We start from the raw sequence: 11,150 nt of genomic DNA on the forward strand, positions 1-11,150 counted from the left end.
CCCAGGCGCGCGCGGACGCCCGGGCGGCGACGGACCGGGCGCGGGCCATCCTCGCGCGGCCGGAGTTCCAGGCGCGTCCGGAGAAGGCCCCGTCCGAACCCAAGGAGGAGGAGGTCCCTCCGGAGGCAGGGTGGTGGCGCCGCTTCATCGACAAGCTGGGTGAGTGGCTGAAGGAGTTCTTCAAGCGCCGCGACCCGCAGCCCAGGTCGCGTGAGACGGCCCTGCCCCTGAGCGGCGGCGCGGTGGCCGACATCCTCGTCGTCCTCCTGGTCGCGCTGACGCTGGCGGTGCTGGGGGTGGTGCTCGTGAGCGTCCTGCGGCGCAAGCGTGCGGCCCCGGGTCCGGCGCTGGACGTGCGCACCGTGGACGCCGCGGCGCTCGCGGACAACCCGGACCACGCGCTGTCCCGTCCGCCGGAAGGCTGGGCGCACCTGGCCGACGCGCTGGCCGCGAAGGGCGAGTACCGCGAGGCGGTGCGCAACCTCTACCTCGCGCTCCTGTCGCGCCTGCACCGCGACGGCGCCATCCACTACGACGAGACCCTCTCCAACTGGGACTACCTGCGCGCGTTCCGGGGCCGCCCCGAGGTGAAGGCCCCGTTCCGCGAGCTGACGCGCCGCTTCGACTTCGCGTGGTACGGCAACGTGCCCGTGGGCCCGGACGGCTACACCGAGTTCCGCGCCCTCACCGCCCCGCTGCTCGCCGCGCCGTCCGTGCAGGAGGCCGCCGGTGCGTGACCGTTTCCCGCTGCTCGTGCTGGGGAGCCTGCTGCTCGCGGGCGTGCTCGGGACGTTCCTGGTGCGCGGCGCCCAGCGCGGCGGCTTCGCGGATCCGCTGTCCACCTTCCGCGCGGAGCCGGACGGCGCGCGCGCCCTGTACCTGCTCGCGCAGGAGAGCGGCCTGCCGGTGACGCGCAACATGGCGGACCTGCGCCTGCTCTCCGGCCATCAGGCGCTGGTGCTGCTCGCCGTGGAGGTCCAGGACTCGCACGAGGAGGATCCGGATCAGACGCGGCTCGCCTCGGACCCGGACGCGGGGACCGACGGCGAGGACGCGCCGCACCAGGGCTTCAACGCGCTGCGGGCGCAGCAGCTGGACGACGACGAGGTCGAACGCGTCCTGGCCCATGTCCGCGCCGGGGCGTCGCTCGTGTACGTGCCCTGGGGTTCGCGGGAGAACGCGCTCCTGGATGAGCTGGGCGTGAAGCTGGACAAGGCGGACGTGACGCTGCCCATGCGCACGCTGGTGCCCCCGCTGCCCACGCCGTACACGCTGGGCGTCGAGCGCGTGGAGGCGAAGGTCCAGGCCTACCTCCGGCTCCCGGAGGGCGCGGTCACCGTGCTGGAGGATGAACGCCTGGGCTTCCCCGTGGCGGCGGTGGTCCCCGCGGGCAAGGGCCGGGTGCTGGTGGTGGGCGCCCCCGAGCTCGCGATGAACCCGGCGCTCGCGCGCGCGGACAACGCGCAGTTCTGGCTGAGCGCCCTGGGCGCCCTGGGCCCCGGCCCCTACGCCTTCGACGAGTTCCACCACGGCTTCACCAACGAGCGCTCCATCGTGGACTTCGCGCGCCGCTACGGCCTGCACTTCGCCGTCGCGCAGCTGCTCTTGGGCGTCGTGCTGTGGGCGGGCGCGCTGAAGCGCTTCGGCCGTCCACTCCCTCCGCCCGAGTCCATGCGCGTGGGCGCAACGGACGCCCTCTTCGCCATGAGCCGCCTGTACCGCGAGGGCCAGCACCACGCCTTCGCCGCGGGCCTCATCTCGCGCGGCCTCACGCAGCAGCTGGCGCCGCTCGCGGGCCTGCCCTCGCACTCCACCGCCGACGCTGTCGCGCAAGGGCTGCGGTCGCGCGGACGCCAGGACCTGGCGGAAGGGCTGCTCGACGTGAACCGCCAAGCCTCCGCCGTCCAGAAGGACGCCGACCTCCAGGCCCTCGCCACCTCCGCCGCGCACCTGCGCGAGCGCATCCACCCCGCCGGCACCGGCCGGCCCCGCCCCGGAACCCCATGAACGCCCCGCCCTTCTCCCCTCCTCCCTTCCCGGACAGCGGCAACGCCGTGCGGTCCGCGAACGCCATCCGCGAGGGCGTCCTCGCGGAGGTGCGCAAGGCCGTGGTCGGGCAGGACGAACCGCTGGAGCTGATGCTCTGCGGGCTCGTGGCCGGCGGGCACATCCTCCTGGAGGGCGTGCCCGGCGTGGCCAAGACGCTGATGGCCAAGGCGCTGTCGCGCAGCGTGGGCGCGGACTTCAAGCGCATCCAGTTCACGCCGGACCTGATGCCCGCGGACATCCTGGGCACCAGCGTCTTCGACTTGAAGTCGCAGGCCTTCGTGCTCGCGCGAGGCCCCATCTTCACGGACCTGCTGCTCGCGGATGAAATCAACCGCGCCCCGGCGAAGACGCAGTCCGCGCTGCTGGAGGCGATGCAGGAGCGCGCCGTGTCGCTGGAGGGCAAGAACCTCCAGCTGTCGCCCATGTTCACGGTGTTCGCCACGCAGAACCCGGTGGAGTCCGAGGGCACGTACCCGCTCCCCGAGGCGCAGCTGGACCGCTTCCTCCTGAAGATCGACGTGGGCTACCCCGCGCCGGAGGAGGAGGACGCCATCCTCGAGTCCGTGCACCGGGGCTTCGACTCGGGCGACCTGGCGCGCGCGGGCGTGAACGCGGCGGTGACGAAGGACGGGCTCTTGGAGGCGCGCGCGGCGCTCAGCGCGGTGAACGTGGAGCCGCCGGTACTGGGTTACATCCGCAAGCTGGTGGCGGCGACGCGAAGCTCGCCCAACATCCGCCTGGGCGCGGGGCCGCGCGCGGGCGTGCACCTGCTGCTCGCGTCGAAGGCGCTGGCGGCGCTGCGGGGCCGCGACTTCGTCACCCCGGACGACGTGCGCTTCCTCGTGGGCCCGGTGCTGCGCCACCGGCTGCTCCTGTCGCCGGACGCGGAGCTGGACGGGGCCACGCCCACGGAAGTGCTGCGCGAGGTGGTCCAGGGCGTCGAGGTCCCCCGGTGATTCCCTCCGAGCGCCTGTGGGGGCTGCTCGCCCTGCTCGCGCTGCCCATGGCGCTGGCGGGCTTCTTCCCGGGCCTGGGCGGCGCGGTGCTGGCGCTGGACGCGCTGGCCGTGGCCCTGGCCGCGTTCGACTTCCTCCAGGCCCGCCGCGTGCGCCTGGAGGTGGAGCGCACGCTGCCGGAGCGCCTCAACGTCGGCGTGGCGAACCGCGTCGAGCTGCGGCTGGTGCACCGGGGTGGCGGCACGGTGGAGGTGCGCGTGAAGGACGACGCGCCCCCGTCCTTCGCCACGGAGCCCTCGGAGGCCACGCTGCGCCTCACGCCGGACAGCCAGACGCAGTGGGTGTACCGGGCCACGCCCGCGAAGCGCGGCAAGTTCAGCTTCGGCGCCGTGCACGTGCGCGTGCGCGGCCCGCTGGGGCTCATGTCGCACGAGCGCGCCTTCCCGGCGGAGCGCTCGGTGTCCGTGTACCCGGACCTGCGAGGCGCCCGGAGGCTGCTGCTCTCCGGCGCGGCGCTGGACCTGGTGAACCTGGGCCTGCGGCAGCTGCGGCGCGACGGCCGGGGCAGCGAGTTCGCGCGCCTGCGCGACTACGCCCAGGGCGACAGCGTGCGCGACGTGGACTGGAAGGCCACCGCGCGCCGGGGCCGTCCGGTGACGCGCGTGCTGGAGTCGGAGCGCTCCCAGGCGCTGCTCATCTGCGTGGACGCGGGGCGCTCCATGGCGGCGCAGGTGGACGGCCTCACCAAGCTGGATCACGCGGTGAACGCGGCGCTGTTCCTGGCCTTCGTGGCCATCCGCAACGGGGACCGCGTGGGCCTGGCCCTCTTCGCGGACGGCGTGAAGGCCTACCTGCCGCCCGCCGCGGGCCGGGGCCAGTACCGCAAGCTGGTGGACACGCTCTACTCCACGACGCCCAGCCTCACGTACGTGGACTACCTGGCGCTCTTCAAGGAGCTGAACGTGCGCCTCAACCGGCGCAGCCTGCTGTGCGTCTTCACGGACTTCCTCGACGAGGAGCAGGCCGGCACGCTGGTGGCCCCGCTGCACCGCCTGGCCCGCCGCCACGTCCCGCTGTGCCTGTCCGTGAAGGACACGGCGCTCCAGAAGCTGCTGCGCACGCCGCCGTCCGGGCCGGAGGAGGCTTTCCAGCACGCCGTGGCGTCGGAGCTGCTCACGGACCGCGAGGTGCTCAAGGCGCGCGTGAGCCGGGGCGGCGTGCAGATGCTGGACGTCGCGCCGGATGAGCTGAGCCTCGCGGCGGTGAACCGCTACCTCGACATCAAGGCGCGCGGCGTCCTGTAGGAGCTGACATGGCCCCAATGGCATTCCAGACGGCGGACTTCACGGCGGAGCCCGTCGACGACACGCAGACGCACCTCCTCCAGCCGCTGCTCGACCGCTGCGAGGACTACCACCAGCTCGCCTACGGCCGCCCCGCCCTCCCGGATCAGGCCCGGAACATCCCCAGCGAACGGCCTCCGGGGCTTGCCCCCGGCCAGGGCCACCTGTTCGCGCTTCGCGACGCGCAAGGAGGTCTCGCGGGGGTGCTGGAAGCGCTGCGCGACTACCCGGCCCAGGGCGAGTGGTACATCGGCCTGCTGCTCCTCGCGCCGGAGGCCCGGGGCCAGGGCCGGGGCGAGGCCGTGCTGAGCGCCTACGAAGCCCACGTGCGCGCGAACGGCGGCCGGCTGCTGCGCGTGGCGGTGGTGGAGGACAACACGGCCGGACGCCGCTTCTGGACGCGCGTCGGCTTCCAGCCGGAGCAGTGGGTGGGGCCTATCGAGCAGGGCCTGAAGCACAACCGGGTCCTGAAGATGACCCGGGCCCTCGGCTGAGGCGTCAGGCCTCGGGCCCCTCGCGCAGCCAGCCCACGAAGCGCGTGTCGGGCACGTCCCCGCGCACGCGGTGCAGGCCCCGCTTGAACAGGGCATAGACGCGGAAGAAGCGCTCCAGCCCCGCGCGCTCGGCGGGCGTCATCGGGTGCGTCCCGCACACCACCTTCGGGTCGCCCTTCCCCGCGTCGATGAAGCCCAGCACGGCCACCACCGGCACGCGCACGCGCTGCCCCTGCGCCAGGCGAGGCCCCAGCACCACCGCGTCCAGCGGATCCCCGTCATCCGACAGCAGCCCCGGAATGGAGCCGTAGTTGTACGGGCACGGCAGCGGCGACACGAAGTCCACGGAGCCGTCCGCGCGCCGCTTCACCAGGGAGAAGCGCGGGCACTCAATCAGCACCTCCGGCTCGCGCGGCAACGGAGGCACGGCCAGGTCCGGCCCGCTCATCCCGCCAGCTCCGCCGTCGCCCGCGCCCTGTCCCGCCGGCCGCGCATCCAGTCCGACAGCAGGTACGCGTAGACGCCCGTCCCCACCGTCAGCGCGAAGGTGACCTTGAAGGCCACCGACAGCTTCGGCGGGTGGATCTGCGACACGGTGCCCTCGATGAAGCCCGCGAGCACGAACAGCACCAGCGTGCCGAACAGCAGCTTCACCGCCGTCACCGCCTCCTTGCGCAGCGCCTGCCCGCGCGACAGCCCGCCCGGCGCCACCAGGCCCCGCGCGATGACGAGCCCCGCCGCGCCCGCGATGCAGATGGCGGAAATCTCCGGGATGCCGTGCGGCAATATCCACGCCCAGAACCACCCGGCCATCCCCTTCGCCGCGTACACCTGCGCGAGCGCCCCCAGGAACAGGCCGTTGGTGAACAGCATCACCGCCGTGCCCAGCCCCAGCGTGATGCCCAGCGCGAACGCCAGGAAGGCCACCTGGATGTTGTGCGTGAAGAGGAACGTCGTGAACTGCACCTGCTCCTCCACGGACATGCCCTTGCCCGCGGCCTCGTCGGCGGCGCGCTTCACGGGGTCCATGCTCAGGTGCTGCTCGGGCACCAGGTAGTGCGCCGCGTCCGGATCCACCACCATGCCCACGTAGCCGAAGCCCGCGCCCGCCAGGAACAGCAGCACCGACGCCACGTACATCCGCCACTCGTGGTGCAGGAGCGCCGGGAAGCCGCGCGCGACGAAGGCCCACACGTCCGCGAACCGGGGCCGGCTGCCCGGGTACGTCAGCGCGTACGCGCGCCCCACCAGGTCGTTGAGGTACGCGCTCACGTCCGCGGAGCCGCTGCGCGCGCGCACCCACAAGAGGTCGCTGGAGACGGCGCGGTACAGCTTCCCCAGCGAGCGGGCCTCGTCCAGGCTCAGCTTGCGCAGCCCCTCGCCCTCGGACTTGTCCAGCAGCGACTCCAGCTGCTGCCAGCGCGGCCGCCGCGTCTCGATGAACTCCGCCATCTCCATGGGGCCACTCTAGCCGAGCACGGGAAACGACGAGGCGCCGGCCGCCCTCCTTCGTTTCGAGGGAGGACTCCGGCGCCCCGGGGCTTCAGCACTCCAGCGGACTACTTGATGAGCTTCTCGAGCGGCTTCGCCTCGGTGGAGCCCTGGGCCTCGGTCCACTCGACGACGGGCGTCTGCCACGCCATGCCCGTCTCCGCCGGGTCCGTGTCCAGCTTCTCGAAGTCGAAGCCGTCACCGCCGAAGTACAGGTACTCCACGGTGGCCACCGTGTACTCCTTCCGCGGATCCAGCGGCTTGCCCTTGGCGTCCTTGAACTTGCCCTTGCCCGCCGGGGTGAAGCCGGCCACGAGCGCGTCCGGGTTCGCCAGCTGCTTCGCCAGGTCCTCGCCCTTGAGCTTCACGGTGAGCAGCGAGTTCTCGAACGGCAGCGCCGAGTACACGCTGCCCAGCGTCACGTCACCCTTGGCCAGGCCGCCCCGGATGCCGCCCTTGTTGAGGATGGCCCCGTCGGTGTCCAGCTGCGAGCGCACCGCGCCCGCCACCCACTTCGCCATCAGCGGCGAGTCCTGCGGGATGCCCGTCTTGGTGAAGCCAATCTTCCGGCCGAGCGCCTGGTCCACCTTCGCCTGCCACTCCGCGATGCGCTTGGCCGTCTCCGCGTCCGGCGTGCCGCCGGACACCTGGACGACCTTCGTGTCCACCCCGGTCACCTTCTGGCCCGCGGGCTTCGCCGGGTCGAACTTGAACTGCGCGCGCAGGTACGACTCGAAGCCGCGGCCCAGCGACGCGTAGGTGGTGTCACCCTCCGTCTTCACGCCAGGGGCCTCCGTGCCGCAGCGGCCGCCGGCCACCAGCGACACCTTCCAGTCCGCGTGCTTCGCCAGCACCGGCTGCAGGTCCGTGGGGCACTGGTCCGCGACGACGACGACGACGTCCGCGCCCGCCTTGCGCGCCTCGGGCACCGCGGTGCTCAGCGCTTCCTCGTTGGGGATGACCTCCAGGCCCTCCGCGCGGCCGGACATCGCCGTGCGCACCGTCTTCTGCGACGTGAGGCCCACCACCGCAATCTTCAGGCCCCGGCGTTCGTAGACCTGGAACGCGGGCATGGACAGGTCCTTCGCCAGCGACGCGTCCGTCACCTTCAGGTTCGCCGCCAGGAAGGGGAAGCCCCCGGCCGCGCGGTTCTTCAGGAAGGAGTCCTTGGCGTACGACAGCTCGTGGTTGCCCAGCGCGGAGGCCGCATAGCCCATGTGCCCCATCACCTCGGCCGTCGGAGCCCCCAGGAAGAAGGAGGAGATGGCCGGGCCCGTCCACAGGTCGCCCGTCGCCAGGGCGAGCGTGCCGGCATCGGGACAGGTCGCCTGGCCGTCCTTCAGCGGACCGGCACAGTGCTTTTCATCGTTCACCCAGCGGCCCATCAGCTCCGCGGCGCCGCCCTTGCCCTCGACGGGCAGGAGCTGGCCGCGGGCGCTGCCGGTGACGAGCACCGTCACCTCCGAGGGAACCGTGGACTTCGCGGCCGCCGCCTCGGGCGGAGGCGTGGCCGGGGCCGGCGGGGGAGTCTTCTCACAACCCGCGAGGGCTCCCAGGGCGAGGACCAGCGCGCCGGACGACAGCGTGAGCTGGCGGGAAGGACGACCGAAGGGACGCAGCGAGAGAGGGTTCGGGTTCACGGTCGGGCCTTTAGCACATCCCCGGCGTGGTAGCGTGACCCAATGACGGGCATGAAAGGCAAGGATTTCAAGCCTTTACAGAAGGATAAGGACGGCGGGACTCCCAGGGGTCAGGGAGGCGCTCCGGGCCGGAACTTCGCCTCGGAACTGTGGGGCGAGGTCCGGGGCGGCGCCGAGCACTTCCAGTCCACGAAGGGCCAGCTGCCCCAGGGCCGCATCCGCCAGTTCTTCTACGGCGTGGCCCTGCCCTTCCACATCGCCCGCGTCACGCTCGCGAGCCCCGCGGTCCGCGCCACCTACGTGAAGGTGACCGCGCTCCAGACGGCGTTCCTGCTGGCCATCGCCGCGGCCTGGGCCATCAACCAGTTCGACGGGGAGAAGCAGGAGGAGCGGGAGGAGCAGGCGGCGCCCATCTCCGAGGCCGCGCGCAAGGAGGCCCAGGCCCGCATCGAGCAGCGGGCAAGGGAGCTGGAAGCGGCGCTCAAGGCCCGGCAGGGTCAGGGCGCGGCGAAGGGTGACGCCGCCGACGTGCAGAAGGCGCTGGCCGCGCTCTTCCATGAGGCGGTCAACGCAGGGAAGGAGGGAAGCCTCCCGCCGGAAGACGCCGCGGAGCAAGCCGAGGAGGCCGCGGAGGAAGCCACGGAGGCCGCGCGCAAGGCCGGGGCGGACGCCCGCCAGGAGGCGCAAGCCGTGCGTCCGCCGGAGCCCGACACCGCGGGCGACGAGGCCGCCTCTCCCCCGGAAACAGACACGGAAGAGGAAGAGGAAGAGGAAGAGGAAGGCTCCCTGGGCGACCAGCTCACCGCCACCCGCCGCGCGGAGGTCGAGAAGGCGCTCCGCGACGTCCCGGAGGCGAACGCGAAGGGGCCGGGCGTCCGGAAGGAGCCGCAGAAGAAGGGGTTCAACATCGACGCGCCCGTGGTGCGCGACGGCGTCTTCTTCCTGGGCAGCTGGGAGTTCTGGGCGCTCTTCTTCGGTTCGTTGAGCGCGGTGCAGTGGCTCATCGTCGCCCTGTCCCGCGACTACCACACGGCCATCTCCCGCGAGGCCAGCCTCGCCACCGGCGTGCCGCCCGAGGACCCTGACATCACCCCGCGCGTGCGCCTGAACGTCCCCTGGATGCGCGCCAAGCTCCAGCGCCGCTGGAGGGCCTTCCTGCTGTTCTTGATGGGCGTCCCCGCGCTCCTGCTGCTCTGCGTCCCCCTGTACTGGGTCCCGAACTCGTTCACCCTGGTCAGCAGCCTCTGGGGCTTCTGGTGGCTGCTCGTCTTCACCGCCGCCAAGAGCGACCGCGCCTGGATGGCCCCCGTCACGCGGCCGCCCTGGTTCGTGCGCATCTGGAGCGCGCTGCCGGTCCTGCAGGGGGGGCTCCTGCGCGGGTACGTGTCGCGGCTGGCGCACCGGGCGGAAGGCGTCGCCGCGCCCATCGCCACCGTGGAGCGTCAGCCGTGGGTCTTCGCGGGGCTCGCGTTCACGCGCTTCGTGGGCAGCATCCCGCCGTTGCGCTGCTTCACGCGGCCGTTCATCCCGGTGGCGTCGTCGCACCTCGTCGGCCTGGACCCGGTGCAGCCGCCCGCGCGCCAGAGCGGCGAGCCGCCGCCTCCGCACGGCGCGGGAGACTGACTCAGACGTCGGAGGGCGCGTTGCCTTCGGGAGGCAAGCCGCCAATGCCCTCCAGCGGCGCGGTGGGCTGCTGGGGAGCGCCCAGCTCCAGCCGCTGGCCCTCCCCGCGGCGCGCGGGCAGGTCGATGACGCTCTGGAGCTGCTGGCTCACGGAGCGGAAGAAGCCCGTGAGCAGCTCCGGCCGGTCCGCCAGCAGGTCCAGGAAGTCGCGCCGGTCGATGACGAGCACGCGCGACTCCACCGCGGCCACCATGTCCGTGGGGCGGGGCGCGCCGTCCAGCAGGCTCACCTCGCCAATGGCCTCCTTCGCCTGGAAGCGCAGCACGTGCTCGCCGTTGCGGAACGCGTCCACCGCGCCCTCGACGATGACGTAGAGCGCGTCGCCCGGGTCGCCCTGGCTGTAGAGCCGCTCGCCCGCCTTGAAGGAAGCCTCGCGCGCCACCTCCGCGATGGCGGCGATGTCGTCCACGTCGCTCTGCGAGAAGACGCTCACGCCCTCCAGGGCGAACATCCGTTGGACGATGGTGTCGCTCATGTCACCCTCCTGCGGGAGCACGTCCAGGCCATTCACCCGCGCCACGTGGCGGGCGCACGCGCGCAGCACCAGGTCCTCACTCTGCACGAGGTTCGCCAGCCGCCGCCACAGCCGGCCCGGCGCCCCCGGCGGAAGCTCGCGGTGGTGGGCCTCCACCTGCTCCATCACCAGCTCGCGCTCCTCCTGCGCCACCAGGTTCTCCAGCAGCTCCAGCGCGTAGGCCCGCCGCCGCGAGTCCTTGCCCACCAGGTGCTGGTGGATGCGGCGCATGGCCTGCGGCGGGTGCAGCAGGCCCAGCAGGAAGAACGAAAGCTCCAGCGCCTGATCCAACCGGTCGCCCACCGCGCGGGTGAGCAGCGACTGGGCCCCAGCGCCGCCTGCACGTCGCGGAAGGCCCCCACCAGCTGGCGGTACGTGTCGCGGCGGCGGCCCAGCGCCTCGTGGATGCGGTCCACGTCCACCGGGTGGTCCGGCTGCTCCTCGCGCAGGCGCGACAGCTGCGCGCCGATGCGGAAGTGCAGGGCCGCGTCGTCGCGCACGTTGGAGAACAGGAGCGCGTTGAGCGCCGCGGAGGTACCGATGCCCCGCAGCACGCGGGGCAGCTGCATCCGCATGGCCAGCGGCGCGGCCTTGTTGTTGAGCTGGAGCTCCAAGAGCGGCGTCACGGAATCGCCCAGCTGCACCAGCGACTCACGCGCGGCGGGACGCTCCTCGCGCCAGGTGAGGAACGGCAGCAGGCGCGGCGCCAGCTCCACGTAGCCGCCCTCCCCCACCGCCACCAGCGCCACGCGCCGCACGGAGATGTCCATGTCCTCCAGGTAGAGCGACAGCGGCCCCGCGAACCGGGGGTCCTTCAGCCGGCCCAGCAGCCGCGCCACCTCGCGCCGCTCGGCCACCGGCGCGTGGTCCCCCTTCGCCAGCAGCTCGCGCAGGGACTCCAGCGCCGCGGAGTTGCCTGCGTGCGCATCACGCGCGCCAATGGCCGCGCAGCGCAGCCACGTCGGGCTGGTGAGCAGGGC

The 11,150-nt window shown here is 72.8% G+C and carries 9 protein-coding genes and 1 pseudogene; 6 read left to right on the forward strand and 4 right to left on the reverse strand.

The features are described 5' to 3' along the window. From ACLEQD_RS26485 to ACLEQD_RS26505, 5 genes are all read left to right on the forward strand, one after another. On the forward strand, positions 1–737 hold a 737-nt coding region (locus ACLEQD_RS26485), incomplete at its 5' end, for a DUF4129 domain-containing protein (protein WP_410387742.1). Continuing rightward, positions 730–2,007: a DUF4350 domain-containing protein gene (locus ACLEQD_RS26490; protein ID WP_410387743.1), complete on the forward strand. Its 1,278-nt coding sequence runs from the start codon at positions 730–732 to the stop codon at positions 2,005–2,007. The genes ACLEQD_RS26485 and ACLEQD_RS26490, both read left to right, overlap by 8 nt. Beyond that, the gene (locus ACLEQD_RS26495; protein WP_410387744.1) at positions 2,004–3,005 is read left to right on the forward strand and encodes an AAA family ATPase; all 1,002 of its coding nucleotides are present in this window, start codon (positions 2,004–2,006) and stop codon (positions 3,003–3,005) included. Before ACLEQD_RS26490 ends, ACLEQD_RS26495 begins: the two co-directional genes overlap by 4 nt. After that, a complete protein-coding gene (locus ACLEQD_RS26500) occupies positions 3,002–4,309 on the forward strand; it encodes a DUF58 domain-containing protein (protein WP_410387745.1) in 1,308 nt (435 codons plus the stop codon). Before ACLEQD_RS26495 ends, ACLEQD_RS26500 begins: the two co-directional genes overlap by 4 nt. Before the next feature lie 8 nt (positions 4,310–4,317). Further along, positions 4,318–4,842, forward strand: a complete 525-nt coding sequence (locus ACLEQD_RS26505; protein ID WP_410387746.1) for a GNAT family N-acetyltransferase — start codon at positions 4,318–4,320, stop codon at positions 4,840–4,842. 4 nt (positions 4,843–4,846) lie between these two features. Here the strand turns inward: ACLEQD_RS26505 and ACLEQD_RS26510 are convergent, their stop codons facing one another. The 3 genes from ACLEQD_RS26510 to ACLEQD_RS26520 all read right to left on the reverse strand — a co-directional run bounded on the left by ACLEQD_RS26510 (position 4,847) and on the right by ACLEQD_RS26520 (position 7,973). After that, positions 4,847–5,290 (reverse strand): inorganic diphosphatase, encoded by a 444-nt coding sequence (locus ACLEQD_RS26510; protein ID WP_410387747.1) that lies wholly within the window; start codon positions 5,288–5,290, stop codon positions 4,847–4,849. Further along, complete coding sequence (locus ACLEQD_RS26515) at positions 5,287–6,300, reverse strand: stage II sporulation protein M (protein ID WP_410387748.1); 1,014 nt, start codon at positions 6,298–6,300, stop codon at positions 5,287–5,289. Before ACLEQD_RS26515 ends, ACLEQD_RS26510 begins: the two co-directional genes overlap by 4 nt. Positions 6,301–6,401: 101 nt before the next feature. Then, entirely contained in the window at positions 6,402–7,973 is a 1,572-nt protein-coding gene (locus tag ACLEQD_RS26520) for a bifunctional metallophosphatase/5'-nucleotidase (RefSeq protein WP_410387749.1), read from the reverse strand. A 51-nt stretch (positions 7,974–8,024) separates the two neighbouring features. Between ACLEQD_RS26520 and ACLEQD_RS26525 the strand changes: the two genes are divergently transcribed. Further along, positions 8,025–9,596, forward strand: a complete 1,572-nt coding sequence (locus ACLEQD_RS26525; RefSeq protein ID WP_410387750.1) for a hypothetical protein — start codon at positions 8,025–8,027, stop codon at positions 9,594–9,596. 1 nt (position 9,597) lies between these two features. Here ACLEQD_RS26525 and ACLEQD_RS26530 read toward each other — a convergent pair. Continuing rightward, a pseudogene (locus ACLEQD_RS26530) lies at positions 9,598–11,150 on the reverse strand (cyclic nucleotide-binding domain-containing protein); the annotation flags it as partial.

The organism is Corallococcus sp. 4LFB, assembly GCF_046520365.1.
GTDB lineage: Bacteria > Myxococcota > Myxococcia > Myxococcales > Myxococcaceae > Corallococcus > Corallococcus caeni.

Excerpts from the sequence above, each read along its gene's own strand:
- ACLEQD_RS26495 (WP_410387744.1), top strand. The coding sequence starts at position 2,004 with ATGAACGCCCCGCCCTTCTCCCCTCCTCCCTTCCCGGACAGCGGCAAC.
- ACLEQD_RS26505 (WP_410387746.1), top strand. The coding sequence starts at position 4,318 with ATGGCCCCAATGGCATTCCAGACGGCGGACTTCACGGCGGAGCCCGTC.
- ACLEQD_RS26510 (WP_410387747.1), bottom strand. The coding sequence starts at position 5,290 with ATGAGCGGGCCGGACCTGGCCGTGCCTCCGTTGCCGCGCGAGCCGGAG.
- ACLEQD_RS26515 (WP_410387748.1), bottom strand. The coding sequence starts at position 6,300 with ATGGAGATGGCGGAGTTCATCGAGACGCGGCGGCCGCGCTGGCAGCAG.
- ACLEQD_RS26525 (WP_410387750.1), top strand. The coding sequence starts at position 8,025 with ATGAAAGGCAAGGATTTCAAGCCTTTACAGAAGGATAAGGACGGCGGG.